This is a genomic window from Ktedonobacteraceae bacterium (genome assembly GCA_035653615.1).
GTDB lineage: Bacteria > Chloroflexota > Ktedonobacteria > Ktedonobacterales > Ktedonobacteraceae > DASRBN01.
Map to the genome: position 1 here is coordinate 1 of DASRBN010000007.1, position 18,918 is coordinate 18,918.

General features: G+C 54.4%; 15 protein-coding genes. 5 read left to right on the top strand and 10 right to left on the bottom strand.

Annotated features, from left to right (window positions below):
- From VFA09_04220 to VFA09_04230, 3 genes are all read left to right on the top strand, one after another.
- Nucleotides 1-271 (top strand): hypothetical protein (locus VFA09_04220; GenBank protein HZU66462.1); only part of this gene is annotated, 271 nt, incomplete at its 5' end.
- Between the two features lie 215 nt (nt 272-486).
- On the top strand, nt 487-1,167 hold the full coding sequence (locus tag VFA09_04225; protein HZU66463.1) for a hypothetical protein: 681 nt from the start codon (nt 487-489) through the stop codon (nt 1,165-1,167).
- Nucleotides 1,168-1,404: 237 nt separating this feature from the next.
- Complete coding sequence (locus VFA09_04230; GenBank protein ID HZU66464.1) at nt 1,405-1,557, top strand: WD40 repeat domain-containing protein; 153 nt, start codon at nt 1,405-1,407, stop codon at nt 1,555-1,557.
- A gap of 6 nt (nt 1,558-1,563) precedes the next feature.
- On the opposite strand, the gene VFA09_04235 is transcribed toward VFA09_04230, so the two are convergent.
- From VFA09_04235 to VFA09_04245, 3 genes are all read right to left on the bottom strand, one after another.
- The gene (locus tag VFA09_04235; GenBank protein ID HZU66465.1) at nt 1,564-2,616 is read right to left on the bottom strand and encodes an NAD-dependent epimerase/dehydratase family protein; all 1,053 of its coding nucleotides are present in this window, start codon (nt 2,614-2,616) and stop codon (nt 1,564-1,566) included.
- A 138-nt stretch (nt 2,617-2,754) separates the two neighbouring features.
- On the bottom strand, nt 2,755-3,528 hold the full coding sequence (locus tag VFA09_04240) for an ABC transporter permease (protein HZU66466.1): 774 nt from the start codon (nt 3,526-3,528) through the stop codon (nt 2,755-2,757).
- Nucleotides 3,525-4,463 carry an ATP-binding cassette domain-containing protein gene (locus VFA09_04245; GenBank protein HZU66467.1) on the bottom strand — a complete coding sequence of 313 codons (939 nt, stop codon included), beginning with the start codon at nt 4,461-4,463 and terminating at the stop codon, nt 3,525-3,527. The genes VFA09_04240 and VFA09_04245 overlap by 4 nt, the downstream gene beginning before the upstream one ends.
- A gap of 110 nt (nt 4,464-4,573) precedes the next feature.
- Between VFA09_04245 and VFA09_04250 the strand changes: the two genes are divergently transcribed.
- Nucleotides 4,574-5,674: a MarR family transcriptional regulator gene (locus VFA09_04250; GenBank protein HZU66468.1), complete on the top strand. Its 1,101-nt coding sequence runs from the start codon at nt 4,574-4,576 to the stop codon at nt 5,672-5,674.
- Nucleotides 5,675-5,683: 9 nt separating this feature from the next.
- Here VFA09_04250 and VFA09_04255 read toward each other — a convergent pair whose 3' ends face one another.
- The 3 genes from VFA09_04255 to VFA09_04265 all read right to left on the bottom strand — a co-directional run bounded on the left by VFA09_04255 (nt 5,684) and on the right by VFA09_04265 (nt 9,017).
- The gene (locus VFA09_04255) at nt 5,684-6,952 is read right to left on the bottom strand and encodes an MFS transporter (protein ID HZU66469.1); all 1,269 of its coding nucleotides are present in this window, start codon (nt 6,950-6,952) and stop codon (nt 5,684-5,686) included.
- Nucleotides 6,953-6,955: 3 nt separating this feature from the next.
- Nucleotides 6,956-8,419 carry an RtcB family protein gene (locus VFA09_04260; protein HZU66470.1) on the bottom strand — a complete coding sequence of 488 codons (1,464 nt, stop codon included), beginning with the start codon at nt 8,417-8,419 and terminating at the stop codon, nt 6,956-6,958.
- A 175-nt stretch (nt 8,420-8,594) separates the two neighbouring features.
- Complete coding sequence (locus VFA09_04265) at nt 8,595-9,017, bottom strand: archease (GenBank protein HZU66471.1); 423 nt, start codon at nt 9,015-9,017, stop codon at nt 8,595-8,597.
- 255 nt (nt 9,018-9,272) lie between these two features.
- Here VFA09_04265 and VFA09_04270 point away from each other — a divergent pair, with 255 nt between their 5' ends.
- Nucleotides 9,273-10,757: a sialidase family protein gene (locus VFA09_04270; protein ID HZU66472.1), complete on the top strand. Its 1,485-nt coding sequence runs from the start codon at nt 9,273-9,275 to the stop codon at nt 10,755-10,757.
- A 38-nt stretch (nt 10,758-10,795) separates the two neighbouring features.
- On the opposite strand, the gene VFA09_04275 is transcribed toward VFA09_04270, so the two are convergent.
- From VFA09_04275 to pckA, 4 genes are all read right to left on the bottom strand, one after another.
- Nucleotides 10,796-12,202 carry a cystathionine beta-synthase gene (locus tag VFA09_04275; protein HZU66473.1) on the bottom strand — a complete coding sequence of 469 codons (1,407 nt, stop codon included), beginning with the start codon at nt 12,200-12,202 and terminating at the stop codon, nt 10,796-10,798.
- 117 nt (nt 12,203-12,319) lie between these two features.
- Nucleotides 12,320-14,575 carry a protein kinase gene (locus tag VFA09_04280; GenBank protein HZU66474.1) on the bottom strand — a complete coding sequence of 752 codons (2,256 nt, stop codon included), beginning with the start codon at nt 14,573-14,575 and terminating at the stop codon, nt 12,320-12,322.
- Between the two features lie 19 nt (nt 14,576-14,594).
- Nucleotides 14,595-16,988, bottom strand: a complete 2,394-nt coding sequence (locus tag VFA09_04285) for a hypothetical protein (protein HZU66475.1) — start codon at nt 16,986-16,988, stop codon at nt 14,595-14,597.
- Between the two features lie 264 nt (nt 16,989-17,252).
- On the bottom strand, nt 17,253-18,836 hold the full coding sequence (pckA, locus tag VFA09_04290; protein ID HZU66476.1) for a phosphoenolpyruvate carboxykinase (ATP): 1,584 nt from the start codon (nt 18,834-18,836) through the stop codon (nt 17,253-17,255).
- Nucleotides 18,837-18,918: the final 82 nt, after the last annotated feature.

Here is an 18,918-nt window from a genome sequence, read left to right on the forward strand (position 1 = left end):
GGCTTTCCAACTGCCCGATGCGTTGCTCTCGCTCTGCCGCTTGCTCACGCAGCCGCTGATTTTCTTCTTCCAGGCTCATCGCTCTACTTTACCGGCTTTTACGACGTTTGGCAAGTCCCAAGCGGACCTGGGCAGTTACCTGGAAACTACAAGTATAATGGGCAGTCTTTTCTTGCAGTTGACACCGGTGATGTTCAGACAACATACGAAGTCACAAACACTGGCTTATATGCACCCCCCTGTCCACCTACTGACTAATCTTTTCGTATAAGGGATAGAAACTGTCATCAAAGGCTCGAACATTGCTTTCGCAGGGAGTGCCTTGAAATGATAGATACTCCTCAAGAGGCGCTCAAGTCATATCTGCTACTGTCAAAACTTTGTTTGACATCAGCATTCCTCTTGAGGTAAACTTGTAAAGCAGATAATGCACAAGTTTACTCAAGAGGAATATATAAAGTCATCCCACAGAAAGGAAGCGAATCAATGCGTACAACGGACCCAAAGCAAGGCGTGATTAATACACTAACTGATTCTAATCCCTCGATGAAGAGAGAAGAAAGGGGGATGCTAGCTAAAACTGAAAGCATTGTCTTTTTAAAAGAGAAAAATTATCAAAATACATATGCTTATGTGGTGCGTTACACGAGTACCACGTATCAACAGTGGTACGATACAAGTTATGTCATACAAAATGCAGACGGCTCATTTACTATACAATCTGGAGCTTATTGTAAGGCAGAGGATAGTTCTCTTGCAAATAAAGACCTTCAAATGATACGTACATATCTACCGCAGATCAGAATATCAGCAGGTGGAGAAAAACCAGCAGTAGAGGCAATAGCTCAAAATGAGCCAATGAGCGAGAAGATAATACAGGAGACAATGGAAGACAATTTGGCAAAACATACGCTGAGAATTGGTAGCTCATCGATAAAGCGTGTGTTTCCAGAGAATGCGCCTAATTATCGCTTCCTGGTTGGCTACCTCACTGCGAATCGTCACGATGTTGCAAGCATTCGCATGATACCTCGTGTGGGATCTGTAGAAGAAGACGAGGTCGAGGAAAATATAGTCTTATTTCTTAGCCAATTTTCCCCTCCCATAACCTTTGAGTTTTATGGTCCTTCACACACTTTGATTGCTACTCAGATCTGGAATATATAGCTGGAGATAAGCTCTATAGCCTCGTATTAACCGCGATAAATGGCTCTTACATATGTGCTGTAAGAGCCATTTATCGTACCTATCCAGGATAAAACTATCCAAATAACTTCCACAAGTATGTTACAATAGCACAGGTATCTTTCGTATAGAAGAGAGGCAAGAGTTTAGGATACCTGTTACCAATACGCCTACCTTTCGGGACGAAGGCATCTATTGCATGGAGAGAGGATGTTCTGCATGGTTGATCGCGTAGGACAACAGCCAGGCAATACGCTTTTCACCTATCGAGGTCACACCGCCACCGTTTTTGATGCTCAATGGTCCTCAGACGATACACTCATCGCATCTGGAGGCACCGATAAAACCGTTCAGGTATGGTACACATCCTGACGAGATTTACCCTTTTGCCTGTGCTACCTCGCGCTGTTCTCCTGCCTGCTTTTCCTGACCGCTTTTTTTGGAGTCCAGGTACCACTTCACTCCCTCGGACACGCCGCGAATCACGTCGAACTGAGGCTCATATCCCAGCTCGCGGCGCGCCTTCTCAATCGAGAACTCCTGGTTGCCGCCGAGCAGCGTTATACCATAGGTAGTAACAGGTGGTGGTGCTGATTTACGTCGTCCCAGCGCCTGCCAGGTCAATTCGGCAGCGCGCCCGGCACCATACAAAGCCAAGTAGGGAACATGTCGAGAGACAGGAGGCACCTGCAAGAAATCCGCGATAGTATTCAAGTATTCGGCCTGCGTCACGCGCCGGTCATCGGCGATGGTATATGCCTGCCCAATCGCCTCGTTACCGGCATCACCTGCCTTGATCAGCCCCTGGGCCACATCGCGCACATAGACCACCGGCACAATATTTTTGCCAGAGCCGATGATGAAGCCCTTACCAGATTCAACCAGCGCGACGAAGCGCCCAAAGCTGGCCATATCGCGCGGCCCATAAATCCAGGCGGGGCGCACAATCACGACCGGAGCGCCACGATCCCTGACCAGGTTGCCGATCAATTTCTCGCCCGCGATCTTGGTGCGACTATACGGGTTGTCTTCGGCACGAAATGGATAGTTCTCGGTAACGATACCATGCAGGTGATGACCATAGACGGTGATCGAACTCGTATGCACTATACGCTGGACCCCGGCATCCATCGCAGCGTTTATTAGATCTGCCAGCCCGCGTACATTGATGGCCTGATACACATCCTCTAATCCCCACGGTCCCGTTTTTGCCGCGACATTGTATACTCGCTGCATCCCCTGCACCGCGCGCTTCAATGTTTCCGGTTCCGTCAAATCACCGTAGACGACCTCGACGCCCTCCAGTGCGCGCAACCGCGCCGAGTCCTCAACCGGTCGCACCATAGCGCGCACCTCGTCCCCGCGCTCCAACAGCATATCAACGAGATGGCCGCCTAAAAAGCCGGCCGCCCCTGTTACTAATACTTTCACCTGTATAAATCTCCTTTATTGCCTCGTATTGCCATGTTGCTATATTCTTAACGCGAGTATAACAACACAGCAAAACGTTGGCAAGAAAGATGAGAAGGTTGGATATCAGACAATCCTGCACGTGGCAGTTCTGTGCGCCTACTTTAGGGAACCGCGGTTGTAGACCGCGCGCGCCCAGAAGTAGCCAACCAGGATCAGGGCAATACACCATACAAGGGCGAGGATAACTCTACTGCCGTCGATTGGTGTCCCTAACAGCAGCCCGCGTACCGTGTCGATGACGGGCGAGAAGGGCTGATACTCTGAGAACCAGCGTATGCCGGCTGGCATAGAATCCGGGCGGACAAATGCGCTGCTGGTGAACGCGAGTAACTGGAATATGAGAGCAAGGCTGTTCGCTCCCGCGGGTGTTTTGCCAACCAGGCCGAATGCCACCCCCATCCACGTCACTCCAAGGATAAGCAGCACGATGAGGCCAGGTGCCGCGAGCCAGGCAAGCGGACCGCCAGTAGGCCGGAAGCCAATGAGCAGGGCAATGAGCGTAATGAGGACGATACTGATCATCGTTCGGATCAGGCTACCGATGACCTGCCCGACCAGCACCGAGGAGCGGGAGATCGCCATAGTGCGGAAGCGCGTAATAATGCCCTCGCTCACGTCCATGCACAGGTTAAGCGCAGTCGTAGCGCACCCACTGCCTACAGTCATGATGATAATCCCCGGTGTGACATAGTCGATATAGGAACCGATACCACCGCCTATCGCACCGCCAAAGAAGTAGACGAATAGCAACATCATGATAACCGGTACGAATATGCCACTGAGTGTAATTGAGAAGCGACGCAGCGAATGGCGAATATCACGCCGCAGCATGGTCGCCGAATCGTGCAGGGTAAGGGAAAGCGTATTCATCGTACATAGCCTTTCTGTGCGTCGGAGCGGTCGGTAAGGGCAAAGAAGACATCATCGAGGTCGGGCGTGTGAATTGTTACCCCCTCGACTTCAATAGCTTCGCGGTCGAGCCGGTCAAGTACGCCCTTCAATGATCGAATACTGCCGTCGGTCGGAATCTGGAGCGCGAGTTCGTTCTCATCGCGCACGCCATCGCCCAGGGTGTGGGCAGCCTGTTCCAGCTCGTTTACATCTGCGAACTGCAGGCGAATATGGCCGCCAGGAATTCGGCGCTTCAACTCGTCGGGAGTTCCCTCGGCCACCAGCTTCCCCTGATCGAGTACCGCGATGCGGTCGGCGAGTTGATCCGCCTCTTCCAGGTACTGCGTGGTGAGCAGGATCGTAATGCCCTCGGCCACGAGGTCGCGAATGATCTGCCACATGGTATGGCGGCTGCGTGGGTCAAGGCCCGTCGTTGGCTCGTCGAGGAAGATGACGCGCGGGTTGCCAACCAGTGTCATTGCCAGGTCAAGCCTGCGACGCATGCCGCCGGAATAGGTGGCAGGGGTCTTTTTGGCCGCGTCGACCAGGTCGAAGCGTTCCAGTAATGCGCCCGCGCGCTTCCGGCCTTCAGCCCGGTTCAGGTGGTGCAGGTCTGCCATCAATAACAGGTTCTCCTCGCCGGTAAGCAGGTTATCTACCGCCGAGAACTGGCCGGTGACGCCGATAGTGGCACGTACCGCGTCAGGCTCTCGCAGCGGGTCATGTCCGGCAACCCGCACTACGCCACTATCGGCACGGAGAAGCGTTGAGAGAATTTGAACGGTCGTGGTCTTGCCAGCGCCATTGGGTCCGAGCAGCGCGAAGATGGTCCCCTCGGCCACGGAGAGATCAATGCCATCAAGCACCACATGATCGCCGAACGATTTGCGCAAACCACGTGTCTCAATCATCATGGCATATGTTACCTTTCTGTGTTATAATAATTTTACTGAGTCATTAAATGAAATATCAGAAATTTATCTTAGTAATTAAGACAAATATATCTTACCCGAAGGAATAAAAAATGTCAAGTGGTTCTGAAGAAAAACGCATGCAATTACTGGGAGAACTTGCGCGCGAACTCCGGCAGTTCACCGGACTGGGAGCATCCTTCTTCCGTGCGGCGGCGGCCCGCATCGGGATAACCGTCACGGATATGCAGGTGATTGATGTTCTTCATCTTACCGGCCCCATGACTGCCGGTCAGCTCGCCGATCTCGCGGGCCTGACCACCGGGGCGATCACCGGGATGCTCAACCGGTTGGAGGAGGCCGGGCTTGTGCGTCGTGAGCGCGATCCCAACGATGGTCGCAGAGTGATTGTCCGGCTCGTTCCCGACAAGGACGAAATGCAGAAGATTGACGCCATCTTCGACTCCCTCGGAGATGCGTGGGATGACATGGCATCGCGCTACAACGAAGAACAGCTTGCTTTTCTGCTAGAATTTCTGAGAGGCAGCAATACGCTGACCAGAAAGGAGATTGTCCGCTTGCGAGAGACGCCGCCGGGCAGTCATGAGGGAGTCTTCTCCGCGCCTCTTGGAGATCTGACGAGAGGCCGGCTCGTTGTCTCATCCGGGGTCTCTCGACTGACCTTGCGTACCGGCGAAGCGATATCCGAACTCTATCAAGCTCGTTTCGAGGGAACACCACCAGGCGTCACGGTCAAAGATGGGGTGGTCACAGTTCGCTATCCACGACGTCTGTGGATGCTGGGCGCTGAGCAACGTGCCGCCGAGATCACACTCAACGCGACTATCCCCTGGTGGATCGTCATTCAGGGTGGAACTTCGGTAGTCGAAGCCAATCTTGATGGTCTCCATCTCGCAGGGCTGGAGATCACGGGTGGACTCAGTATGATTCACCTGGAACTTCCTGATCCATCAGGAGTAGTACCCGTACGGATCAGCGGAGGAGCATCGACGATTTTCGTTCGGCGTCCCGAAGGCACCGCCGCCCGCGCGCACCTCAAGGGCTGGGTTTCCACATTTGACTTCGATGACCAGCATCTCAGCGACCTGGGCAACAACGTCTGGTTACAGAGTCCCGGCTTTGATCCGGCAGCTTCCTTTTATGATATCGAAGTTGCCAGTTCCGCCAGTACGGTAACAATTACCTCTGGTTGAGGAAATATGCTACGAAACCGGCACCTCGCCCTCCTCCACCACAACAGCCTTTCGCTTCCCCACGCGAGCAGCCATAGCAAACAGCAGCAATACAGGCGAAAGGATAATCCCAACGGCAGTCAGCGCGGCCCGCAGCGATACTGCCGTACCGATATAGCCGACCGGTGGGCCGCCCACGACCTGCCCCAGCGCATCCATCTGGCTCCACATCGAAATAACCGTCGCGCGCACTTTTGCATCGACGTTCAATGTGAGCCAGGTCGTGAAAATTGGCTGGTTCACGCGACGAAAAACACCCGCAGCCCAATACGCCAACACCGCGAGAAAGAAATTTCCGGATAGCCCAAATACGAACAGGCTTGCTACCCATAACGCATTGATCACAAATAACGCACGTACCAGAATGCGCTGGTTACTGGTATTGACCCGCCGCCGCACAACTTCTGATGCCGCCAGCGTCAAAAGCGTCCCACCGACAGACAGGATACCGAACCAGACCACCGGCTTCAACTGACCAAGGGCAGGAAAGGTGAAATCGGCCAGAAAATGCGCCGATGACAGCCGGTCAAACCCCTCGCTGGATAGTCCATAAAATAGACTGATCATGAGAATAATGATCAGGATGGTACTGCCGCGAACAACACGCATCCCATTGCGGAAAGTGCCGGCCATTTCACGCCAGGAGTGAGGCTCATCACGTGGAACGCGCTGAAAACCATCTTCCGGCATGAACAGCAGCAGGAAACCGGCCAGCACTATATTCATTGCGCCGCCAAAAACAACCGGCAGATTAAGGCGGATACTGCCCAGAGCAACACTGAGCGCGGCACCGAGCAACCCGCCAATCAAACCAATCTGGGTGCTGCGCATGAAGACATGCCCTACTCTTTCCTCGCCCACTTCGCCGCTAATCCAGGCCTGTTCCGCGCCATCCATGAAGGTGGCGCCAATGCCAAACAGCGCCTGCGCAGCCATAATTACCGCGAAATTGGGAAAAGAACCCTCGATGACGAAAGCGGCGCCGAGCAAGAATAGACCGAATATTACCGACAGGCGACGGCTAAAAACATCGGCAAGAATGCCGGTAGGAACCTGGCATAGAAAAGCGACGGTTTCCAATGCCGTTCCTACCAGCACCAGTTGCAGTGGGTTGAGCTTCGCGATCTCGATCTGGTACACAAGGTTAATGGTGGTAATCGTCGCAAAGAAGAGTGAGTAAGCGCCAGAGAGTATCAGGTACACTCTATAGGCGCTAAACCATCGCTTTTGCACAAGCATAGCTTATCCTTTCACAACGATTACCGGCTTCAACCTCGCCACCAGTTTCGCCAGGCCTGCGTTATGCACCACATTCACGACCTTTTGCGCGTCCTTATAAGCCTGGGGAGCCTCCTCGGTCAGCAAGTTCTTGCTATGCACGCGAATCGTGATATCTCTAGCCGCCAGCTGATTGAGCAGGTCGCGCGGGCTGAGCGACTTTTTCGCAGCCGTGCGGCTCTGCCTGCGCCCCGCGCCATGACAGCACGTACCAAACGTCTGCTCAATCGAACCCTGCGCGCCAACCAGTACAAACGAGTAACGGCCCATGTCGCCCGGAATGAGTACCGGCTGGCCTATCGCCTGGTACTTTTCCGGCACGGCAGGATGATGCGCCGGAAATGCGCGTGTCGCCCCCTTACGATGCACGCAGACCCGCTGCACCTGTTCATCCACCTCGTATTCTTCCATCTTGGCGATGTTGTGACAGACGTCGTAGACCAGCGGCATATCCTTGGGACGCGCTCGCCTTCCAAACACGCTGGCAAACGCCTGTCGCACCCCATGCATCAACAACTGCCGGTTCGCCCAGGCAAAGTTCGCGCCGCATGCCATCGCCGACAGGTATGCCTTTCCCGCGTTCGACTGCAAAGGCAAACATGCCAGCTGCCGGTCTACCAGGTGAAAGCCATAATCCTGCTGCTTCGACTCCGCCAGCCGCACATAATCTTCCGCGATCTGATGCCCGAACCCACGCGAGCCGCAGTGAATGGTGACAACAATCTGACCCAACTGGCCAATACCCATCACTTCGGCGGCCTGCGCGTCGTAGATGTGATCGACTACCTGCACCTCACAGAAATGATTCCCTGAACCCAGGCTGCCAAGTTGCTTCAAACCACGCTGCACTGCCGTATTCGAAACGTTGCCGGGATCAGCGCCTGCCAGGCATCCATGCTCCTCGGTAACATCCAGGTCATCTGGAAAACCATAGCCCTCTTCGATAGCCCAGCCTGAGCCGCGCTCCATCACGGCCCGCATCTCGCCGGTAGTCAGCTGACGCATTCCTGCACCCCCAACACCCGACGGCAGGTTATTGTACAGTTCGTCTGCCAGCTTATCGACTTTGCCACGCACCTGGTCCCTCAACAGGTCGGTCGCCAGCATGCGCACACCGCAGTTGATGTCAAAGCCGATACCGCCGGGAGAGACGACACCATAATCAGCATGCGTCGCTGCCACGCCGCCAACCGGAAAACCGTAGCCCCAGTGAATGTCCGGCATCGCCAGCGAGTGACCGACAATGCCAGGCAAAGTCGCTACATTCGCGACCTGGTGCAGTGCGTTATCCTCAAGAATCTGCCCTATCAGTTCGTCATCGGCATAGACCATCCCCGGCACGCGCATCTCCTCGTTGTACCGCTGCGGAATGCGCCAGCGATAAGGGTCTACCCGTTCTAACGGTATTTTCTCCAAAGACTTGCCCATACTGCTCCTACTTTCAAACTTGCCGAAGGCAAAACATCCACCCGCTTATAATTCACATTGGATACACGACAGGATACAACCATAGATACATTCACGCAATATTCTATGGCTATAAGAAAACAAACATCAAACTGGGCAGGTTTCTGATTACCCTCTGACATACTAATGAAAAGGCTTAAATGTCGAAGATGATGTGAGCTGTGTAACCATCATCCGTTTGTTCTACGGCAGCCTCATGCCACGTCACAGCTTTAATGGCGCTGCTGAGGTCATGGCGCTGCGCATCATAGGGTTCGCCGGAGGCTCGTGCTTGCAAGTGAGTTTCTGTGAGGGCGTCGATTTGAAATTGGCGAAAGAGAAGGTATTCGGTATCGAACAGGAAGATCAGTTCGTTTAGCCAGGCAATCAGCAGTGAGATAGTATCGTGACCATCCACGACAATCTCGCGACTCACCCGCGCCTGCACCTGTTCGGGGACGACCATCAAACTTTCCATGCCCTGTGCGGCATGGATGAACAGTTCCGGCAGGGTCGCGCCATAGGCATTCAGACCGATATCTGCCGTATGCTCGAATACCTCATAAGGCGAACGCGCCATTACACGCGCTCACTCAGCACAGCTCCCACAAACCCGCGCGTACTTCTTCGATTGCTTTGCATAGCTGTACCCTTCCTTTCCTTACGAGGCATCTTTACCTTGTTGACAGGATACCAGAGAGTTTGTGATTTGTCAATATGTTTTTTAACGCAATTATCCCAACTTTATGGTATACTCTTATCTCGGCAAGCATAAAAACACAGCGAAATATCTAATAACACACAAAAGTACACTACTGCCGAGGAGATTTTCTCTATGTCTCAGCTTTTCAGGCATCCTCGTTTGACTAGCATCGCCCTCATTGTAACCCCCTCACTTCTCCTATTACTCGTCTTTGCTGCCGTCCATACGCTCCCTTTTCTTCATCAGCAGCAACTGACGTATGCCTTGCCACCACCCTTGCCGAATGATCTGAGACCGCCATTTCAACTCAGCAGCGACCTGTATAGCAATAAAACCAGCCAGCACCAGACCGAGGTCGAGCCTGGCACCTTCTCTTATGGTTCAACCATCGTGACCGCTTTCCAGGTTGGACGCTTCAGTGATGGGGGTAGCTCCAATATTGGCTGGGCCACGTCCACCGATGGCGGAAATACCTGGAAGAACGGTTTTTTACCCGGCACCACGCAATTTGCAGGTGGGCCTTTTACCCGTGTCAGCGATCCCTCGGTTGCCTATGATGCCGCTTACAAAACATGGATCATCTCTTCCCTCGCTGTAACAGGTAGTGGAGCTAGCCTGGCCAGCCCTGCCGTGATCGTCAATCTCTCAACCGATGGTGGATTAAGCTGGAGCAAGCCCATTGATGTCGTGAATGGTGGCAGTACCTACTATGACAAGGATTGGATCACTTGCGATAGTACTGCTACCAGCAAGTTCTATGGTCATTGCTACATCGAGTGGGACGATGACAACAAAGGCGGATTGATCGAAATGAGTACCTCTACGAATGGTGGACGTAGTTGGGAAACGCCTATAACTACAGATAATAAGGCGCATGGTTTGGGCGGCCAGCCCCTTGTGCAGCCGAATGGAACCGTGATTGTTCCCATCAGCGGTTACGATACTTCTCGCATACTCTCCTTCATCTCCACAGATGGCGGCGCGAGCTGGAGCAAGACTAGCGTCGTGGCTAAAATCACCGGCAGCGTCCTGCCGACAGCTGCTATGGATGGTTCAGGCAAAGTGTACCTGGTATGGGTGGATTGCCAGTTTGAGGCAAATTGCAAGCCGGGCGGCGCATCTGATGAAAGCGCGGATAGGTCTGAGAATGATAACTCAGACACAAGTTTGAGCGGCAGCGAAGACGACCTCGTCATGTCAACTTCGACGGATGGCATCCACTGGTCGCCTGTCCAACTTATTCCCATCGATTCCCGCGGCAGCGGGATAGATCACCTGGTACCCGGACTTGGAGTCGATAAGAACACATCCGGCAATAACGCGCATCTCGCGCTCGCCTTCTATTATCATTCGACCACCTGTGATACTGGCAATTGCCAGTTCTATGCAGGTTTTGTCTCCTCAGACGACGGTGGCAATCATTGGACGAAGAAAATTCAGCTTGCCAGGCCAATGAATTTATCCTGGCTACCGCAGGGCAGAAACAAGGTCGGAGATTATATCTCGACCTCATTTGTGGATGGCAACGCTTTCCCCGTTTTCTCGATAGCCTTCGCACCATCGAATGGACATCTGAGCGAGGCGATGTATACGATAACGGGGGGATTAGAAGTGTAACGAGAACCCCACCAGAGGGCGACCACAAGAGTGCGCCCCTACTGATTCCTCGACTGTGCCCAGAACTCCAACAAATCGCTCTTGGTAACGATACCCTCTAGCAATCCATTGTTCATCACGGCGACTGCCGATTGGCCTGCGCTAAAGAGCGTATAGGCCTCCTGAGCAAGCGCGTCACCGGGCAATTCTGGGAATGGAGGGCCTTGCAGGTCGCGCACGACCATCGCCGCCAATGGTTCGCCGCTGGCGAGGTGGCGCAGTAGCAGATTTTCGGTCAGGCTACCGACCATGCGCCCATTTTCTATTACCGGCGTCTGGCTGATCCCGTAGCGACGCAGCAGTTCAACGGCATCGGCAATCGAATCTGTGGGATGAACACTGACCACCAGTGGCATCGTTTGCGAATGGGTGCGGCGATATGTCAGCACATCGCGCAGCGTCGGCTCTTCAGTCTCAGCCGGCATCAGCATATTGTTTTCGCGCATCCACGTATCGTTGAACTGCTTACTCAAGTAGCCGCGCCCGGTATCGGGTAACAAGACGACAACCACATCGTTTGATGTCAGGCGACGCGCATAGACGAGGGCGGCGGCCAATGCCGTACCTGCCGACCCACCCGTCAGGATGCCCTCTTCACGCGCCAGCCTGCGCGCCCAGTAGAACGAGGTGCGATCATCGATGCGAATAACCTCATCAACCAGCGTTGGATCGTAGTTCTTCGGGAAAAGCTCCATGCCGATGCCCTCGACCTTGTATGGCCCAGGGGTGTCACCGGAATATACCGAACCTGGGGGATCAGCACCAATGACCTTCACATTCGGATTCTGCTCTTTGAGATAGCGAGATGTGCCTGAGATAGTACCACCTGTGCCGATGCCCGCCACAAAGGCGCTGATACGTCCGGCGGTATCGTGCCAGATTTCGGGGCCTGTCGTGGCATAATGGGTCGCGGGATTCGCCGGATTGGCGTATTGATCTGGACAACAGGCGCCCGGAATCTCGTCGGCCAACCGGTGCGCTACATTCTTGTAATGCTCTGGAGAATCGTGCGTGACGCTGCTGGGGCAAATCACCACCTCGGCTCCGTAGGCACGCAACAGGCTGCGCTTCTCCTCGCTGACTTTATCGGTCATCACGAAAATACAGTGATATCCTTTAATAGCCGCGGCGATGGCCAGTCCATGACCTGTGTTGCCGCTCGTCGGCTCAACGATTGTGCCGCCCGGGCGCAGTAATCCACGCTTTTCACAGTACTCGATCATAGCCGGTCCAATGCGATCTTTGACACTGCCACCCGGATTGAACATTTCCATTTTTGCCAGCACAATCGGCTCTACATCGCTGGCAACTCGATGCAGCCGCACCAGCGGCGTTTCGCCTATCAGATCAAGAACCGAATCATAATAATGCATCTCTCCCATCGGAGCATCTATTTGTTTGTCCATTACGCAATACCCTCTCACAGCTTTTTCGCGGTGCTCGGCCACATTGCCGGCCCCCACTTCGACGGACATAGTATAACACATATGCATGATAGGAAAAGAGGGCAGCGACCGGTTGAGCTATTTCGTCCCAAGCTGAACGCGAATTTGATTGGCCGAAACTGGGAGATGATCAGTCCCAAAGGGCAATTGAATCTGAACTGAGATTACTCCTGGCTGCGAAGATAGATATACCGTGGCCTGAGCAGGCGTCAACCCCTTGATCTCTTGACGCCAGGTATCGACTTGCTGGTTCGTGATGTTATAAATCCACAGGCCATGCACAGTTACACTCAAATACAGCATATCGTTCTGTGCCTGCTGCACGCCGATTGGTCCAACGAATGAAATCGAACCTTTTGATAAGTGATAATCCTTGCCAGGGTCCTGCGCCGCCTGTTTACTCAACAATTGTTCCGCGATCTGATCAGCTATATTCACGTTATATACCAGAGCCGTCGCCGCAATACTGACCTGTACCGTTACCTGGTTTGCCTGCGCTCCGACCGGATTATCCGCTACTGCCTTTGTAGTAAAAGAGGGTTGCCCGGCTTCCTGATCCCCGGCAGCCAGCTGGCTCTGAAGCTGTTTCATCGCCTGTTGCCGGAGTTGCCCGCTTAAAGCATTCGTCACACCATCAATATCCGCCTGCGTCACTATGTGTACCTGCTGTGAGTCCGTCCCACCCTCAAAAGGCGCGGGATTGCTCACCGTTACCTGGCCGTTGCAGCAATTCGTATTGAGCGCGCCTGCCTGGATATTTCCGGCAGCACCCGCCTGGACGGCCTGACCAGGGGCCGTAGCCGTGCCATCCTGTCCATTATGGCGTCCCGGCACGTTTACCGACTGCGTCACCATGATTTGTACGCCTGAACTGGCCGTAAAAGTCGTTCCCTGGGTCACAAACACATCTGTATGGCTGCTATTATCGAACAAGATCGTGCCACTTCCGCGCGTCCCAGGAAGCGTTTTCTCACCCGTGGTCTGGACGGTACGACTATCCGTACTCGTGGCCTGTACGATATGGTCAGGAATCACGCGTGTCGCAGCGTCCGGCTGCTGCGTGTGAGGAGAAGCCGTCAAAATGAACGTATTTTGCAACGTCTTGCTTTGAAGCGTGACTAAAATGGTTGCATCTGGTGAGGCGCTCTGAATCGGTACCGCCGCCGGAATCAGGCTGAAACCAAATACCCGCGGTATGACCAGTACAAGTAAAAGCAGCGCAGGAACCAGCGTTGCGGCCGTTACCGTGAGCGCGAAACGTCTCTTCCTCACCTTCATAGAAGCTCTGGCACGCTGACCGATTTGTTGCATTCCCCTTGAAATAGGTCGGACCAGGCGCCTGGGCTGGGGACGCTGCACAGGAACGGGTGCAGGGGGTGGCATTTGTTGCGGCTCCGGTTCAACCAGCGGCACTGAGACATGGCGTTGAAGCGGGGGAGCAATATCTTCAAAAGGCTGGTCATCCTCATCAATGGTCGCAACAGGTTCTTTTAGGGATGCCAGGAAAGCCTCTCGCAACTCGGCCACACTGCTATAGCGCGCCTCCGGCCTCTTGGCCATGGCGGTCTGCACTACCTCACCCAGTTCAAAAGGGATCGAAGCGTCAAGATCGCACGGTGAAGGTACAGGCGCGTACAGGTGCATTTTGATGACCTTCACCTCATCCGGGTCGTTATAGGGCAGTTCTCCTACCAGCATCTGATACAGCAAGACACCCAGCGCATAGATATCGGTTGAAGTCGTAACGATGCCGCGTGTCTGCTCAGGAGCCATATAGTGGGGAGTGCCGGGCACTTGCTCGAGGGGAATTGGCCTGCCCTGTTGCTCCATTTCCGCTTGCTGCGATGTGCGCACCAGGCCGAAATCCGCCAGGTAGACATATGGAGGCCCACTGCGGCGCAAGTCTAGCAGGACGTTCGAAGATTTGATATCGCGGTGAATCAGTCCCTCGTCGTGCGCATACTCTACAGCATCCAATAGTTGCAGGAAAATGGCCGCGACCTCATTCAAATCGGGCAGCGCGTGGCGCAGGTAGCTCGTGAGCGTTCCGCCCTCGATAAACGGCATGACAAGATACAGGAGGCCCCGTTCATCACCAAACTCGATCAGGGGCAGGATATGAGGATGATGCAGCTGCGCGATGGTCTGCGCCTCGCGCGCAAAGCGACGGCGCATCTCGCGATCAGATGCATAGTTGCCAAGAATGACCTTGATAGCAACGCGCCGTCCAAAGGCCGTGCGCTGCCTACCCTCGTAGACAGCGCCCATCCCGCCTACTCGAATGCGCCGGACCACATCATAATTTCCGAGTTGCCTGCCTTCCAGAGCGAGCATCGCCAGCCTGTATCCTTTCCTAGCTGCCACCCAACCCCGGCTCAGAGGTGGGTGTAGGAGTCGGCGTTGGCGGTGTCTGTGTTGCCGGTGTTGTGCCTGTCGGAATTGGCGGCGTGGTCGTCGGAGTACCCGCTGGCAATCCCGGCACCGTATTGATCACAATCGTGATATTGGCAGGATCAGTGGGCAGGCTATTGCCGCTCGAAAGCGTGATCTGCACATCGCTTATCCCTGGCTGCTGCAACAGTAACGTTTTAGCCTCAGCTTCACTCTTGCCCGCGATCAGCTTCGCCAGGTTCTGCTTCGTGGCATCGCTGAACTGGTAGACCCAGATGCCCTCCGCGCTCACATCCAGGGAGACGGTCCCCTGCTTATCGATGATGCTGGCCGATGTAATCTGCGTCACCACATTATCATTCAGCAGCATATAATTGCTGCCCAGATTCTTCTGTGCCTCGGCCTTGAGCAACCCTGCCGCCAGCGTCTTCGCCCCCGCCTGATCGTACACCTCTCCACTACAGGTCGCCGTCACACTCACCGTCACGCTCGTTGCTCTATCCCCCGCCTTATGATTAGAGATGACATTGGTGGAACATTGCGCCGGATTGACCAGCTTCTCGTTGCTCTTAATCTGGGCCTGCAACGCCTTCTGCGCGCTTTTGGTTTGCGACGTTTTCAGGGGAGCAGCCGCCCCATCGATATCGCTTTGCTGTACGGCGGTGTAGGTGGAGGCATTCTGGCCACCACTAAATGCTCCTCTATTTTGCACAGTCACACCACTAATACAACATGTTCCATTGACATCAAAAGCATTAATATTACCACTAACACCTGCCTGTACTGCCCGTGCAGATACAGTGACCGAACCTTCAGTTGGGGGATTGGCTGCTGGTATGACAGCCAACTGGGTGTTCTCCACTTGCACACCATCCGCCCCTCTCAAAACCGTACCTACAGCGACTGTCTGCGAATAAGTCAAAGCGTTAAAAAATGTCAAAGTTCCTGTGGCAAATGTAGCCGGAATTTGTCCCTTGCCGGTAGCCGGGACCGTATTTGATTGCGAAGGAGTGGTATACAAGAGCTGGCGGGCCTGCACCTGGTGTTTGGAAGCAACGGGCGTCCCCGTTACTGCCGTGAGAACAAAGGCATCCTTCACATCTTTACTAACTGGAGTAATCGCTACTTTCGCGGTCGGTGACGTACCGGGGATGACATTTGAAAGCCGCCCGATCCCGCCCGGAGCGGCAAAGGCTATGCCCGCCACCAGCAAGAGGGTGAGTAAAATAAGCAGCACAACCAGCAACGTCCGGCTTGTACGCCGGCGAGAAGCCCCTCCACCTCCGCCAGGACCTCCAGCATTTCCTCTTGTTGGCGGAGGTGTACCGCCAGTACCTGGGGCCTGAGTCGCCAGTGCCGCACCCGCGCCTGCTCCTGCCGCACCGGCAGCTATCGCAGCATTTTTCCCGGTATTGCGGCGCTTTTTGGGCGGAACGGCCGGTGGTGTATTTGACTGTGGAACTGGAACCGGCGCTACCGCGGCGGGCAATTTTCCCGTCGTCTTTGCACGATTTTGCGGCGATGGAAATACAATTATTCCCGGCCCTCCACCACTCTGAGAATCGTTGAGAGGCTTCGTTTCCGCTTCATCTTGCGCAGGAGTACCGGCGGGCTGGGAGCTAGTATCGGGTGGCGACTGTCCAGGCGCAGGTGGAAGCAAATCTGCTTCATCGTCGGGATGAGGGGAAGCATTCGCTCCATTATGAGCAGCAAGGGCAGCAATTCCTGCACCGGCAGCCAGTCCCAATCCTGCTGCGCCTATAGCTGCCCCATTTACACCCTCCGGCTCATGCTGTTGCTGATCAGGCGAGTTTTCTTCCACCTGATTGACCGGGCTGGACGATGGAGTGACGCGTTCTTCTGGAACAGGCAGAGGAATGGGCGGGGGCGAGCCCGGTAAAGGTGCGGTCGGTCCACTTTCAACAGCTGCCCTGGAAATCACCCCCGTGCCGTTAGCCGGCTTGGGCCTGCGTCCAAATAAACCTCTGCGAATGGGCCCGGTAGATGGACTCTCATCACGTAATGATTGCACAAATGATTCTGGAGAAGAATACACGGGAAAACGGCGCTGTCGTGCGAACTCAGCAGGACCAGGGCCGGGAGGGGCCACAAACACGATCTGCGTCTTCAGGCCGCGGCGCATATTCTTCAGCCCCTCAAAATCCACCGGGCGTTGAAAGGCCTTGTTATGCTCGGGCAATATGACAGCTACCTGCTTACGGCCAAGCTTATCCTGGGTTAGAATGGCGGCCAGCACACTCTGTCTATCATCATTGGGGGCCACGTATATAACGCCAATTTCGGAGCTACGCGGGTCGTTCGCCCCCAGAAGATCCGCTCCATCGCCTTGTCTCATCGCTATACTTCCTCTTTAATCCCTAAATTTGGCGTATTTTCGCTACTTAAGACATTTTACACTATCTGAACGAAATGGCAAGGGGGCGTTTAAGGCCAGTCAATGCAAATAAACGGATTTTGCAGCAATTTCGGTGTTTGCGGCGGTTAGCTGCCACTTGATCCTGGTTCAGGTGAAGATGAAAAGGTAGTCATAGTAAGGGCGACCACGAGGGTCGCCCTCAAAATCTCTCTCCTGACTCTCTTCAACTACTCCCTCATAGACCTACTTTGGCCCCGCATTCCTCACTTCATCGCTGGGCAGTATGAACTGCTGGAAATTCTTTTTGAAGCGCTCGGCCAGGTTGCGCACCTGCGCGTCATATGCCTCTTTATCTGCCCAGGTATTGCGCGGATTGAGGACTTCGTCCGGCACACCTGGACATGAGGCCGGGAAGCTCAACCCAAACACGGGATCAGTCTCCATCTCCACGTTGTCCACCTCGCCACCGATGGCCGCCCTCACCATCGCTCGTGTATAGTTGATGTTGATACGCTCGCCAACGCCATAAGGCCCGCCAGTCCAACCGGTATTGATCAGGTAGCAGCGTACATTATGCTTCTCGATACGCTCCCTTAGCAGATTTGCATACTCGCCAGGACGCAGCGGCAAGAAAGCGGCCCCGAAGCATGGACTGAACGTCGCCTCCGGCGTCGTCACACCGGCCTCGGTTCCTGCCAGCTTGCTCGTATAGCCCGACAGGAAGTAGTACATTGCCTGGACCGTCGTCAGTTTGGAGATCGGAGGCAGCACCCCAAAAGAATCGGCGGTCAGGAAAATCACCGCCTGGGGATGCCCGCCCATACCCGACTCGACCACACCCTCGATGAAGTCGATAGGATAAGCCGCCCGCGTATTCTCCGTCAAAGAATCATCGGCATAATCCGGTTCGCGCGTCTTCTCTTTCAGTACGACATTCTCATACACCGCGCCAAAACGGATCGCATTCCAGATTTGTGGCTCATACTTCTGTGAGAGATTAATGCACTTGGCGTAACATCCACCCTCGAAGTTGAAGACGCCATTGTCTCCCCAACCATGCTCGTCATCACCGATCAGGTGCCGGCTCGGATCGGCTGATAGACTCGTTTTGCCTGTGCCCGACAGGCCGAAGAACAGCGCCACATCGCCCGCTTCACCCACATTGGCCGAGCAATGCATGGGCAATACACCCTCGGCGGGCAGGATGAAATTGAGGACGGTAAATATAGACTTCTTCATTTCGCCGGCATAATGCGTACCGGCGATCAAAATCAGCCGCTCCTCAAAGTCGATAATAATGGCGGCATTCGAGCGCGTGCCATGAATACGTGGATCGGTCTTAAAATTCGGCACACACAGGATGGTGAAGCCTGGCCGGTTGCTAGCCACATCGTTCTCATTCACACGTAGGAAGAGTTGGCGGGCGAAGAGGTTATGCCAGGCCAGTTCCGTTATCACCTGGATCGGCATGCGATAATCCGGGTCGGCACCCGCGGCCGCATCCAGCACGTAGACATCGCGTCCCTGCAAATATGCCGCCAGGCTGGTGCGCACAGACTCAAAATTCTCCTGCGACAGCGGGTGATTATTTTCACCCCACCAGATCTTCGCTGCGTACTCCTCATTTGAAACGATAAACTTATCTTTTGGCGAGCGCCCTGTATGCGGCCCGGTCGTAGCATCAAACGCGCCGTTTGATGCTAATTGCCCCTCTCCACGTGCCAGCGCGTGCTCGACCAGGATAGCAGGCGCAAGATTCCAGTAAATTTTTCCCAGGTTTACTAATCCATATTCTTCCAGGGCTTTCCGGCTCATCATGATTGTCATAATCTTTTTCTCCTTCATCGCGTTGGAACAACATCGTTCGCGCGTGTACTTGCCACATTGTACAATTCAACGCTTCCCTACC

Bases quoted from the DNA above. Each gene is read 5' to 3' on its own strand.
- VFA09_04265 (HZU66471.1), bottom strand. From the start codon at position 9,017: ATGGCGCGTTCGCCTTATGAGGTATTCGAGCATACGGCAGATATCGGT.
- VFA09_04270 (HZU66472.1), top strand. From the start codon at position 9,273: ATGTCTCAGCTTTTCAGGCATCCTCGTTTGACTAGCATCGCCCTCATT.
- VFA09_04240 (HZU66466.1), bottom strand. From the start codon at position 3,528: ATGAATACGCTTTCCCTTACCCTGCACGATTCGGCGACCATGCTGCGG.
- VFA09_04285 (HZU66475.1), bottom strand. From the start codon at position 16,988: ATGAGACAAGGCGATGGAGCGGATCTTCTGGGGGCGAACGACCCGCGT.
- VFA09_04280 (HZU66474.1), bottom strand. From the start codon at position 14,575: ATGCTCGCTCTGGAAGGCAGGCAACTCGGAAATTATGATGTGGTCCGG.
- VFA09_04225 (HZU66463.1), top strand. From the start codon at position 487: ATGCGTACAACGGACCCAAAGCAAGGCGTGATTAATACACTAACTGAT.
- VFA09_04230 (HZU66464.1), top strand. From the start codon at position 1,405: ATGGTTGATCGCGTAGGACAACAGCCAGGCAATACGCTTTTCACCTAT.
- pckA (HZU66476.1), bottom strand. From the start codon at position 18,836: ATGACAATCATGATGAGCCGGAAAGCCCTGGAAGAATATGGATTAGTA.
- VFA09_04245 (HZU66467.1), bottom strand. From the start codon at position 4,463: ATGATGATTGAGACACGTGGTTTGCGCAAATCGTTCGGCGATCATGTG.
- VFA09_04250 (HZU66468.1), top strand. From the start codon at position 4,574: ATGTCAAGTGGTTCTGAAGAAAAACGCATGCAATTACTGGGAGAACTT.
- VFA09_04260 (HZU66470.1), bottom strand. From the start codon at position 8,419: ATGGGCAAGTCTTTGGAGAAAATACCGTTAGAACGGGTAGACCCTTAT.
- VFA09_04275 (HZU66473.1), bottom strand. From the start codon at position 12,202: ATGGACAAACAAATAGATGCTCCGATGGGAGAGATGCATTATTATGAT.
- VFA09_04255 (HZU66469.1), bottom strand. From the start codon at position 6,952: ATGCTTGTGCAAAAGCGATGGTTTAGCGCCTATAGAGTGTACCTGATA.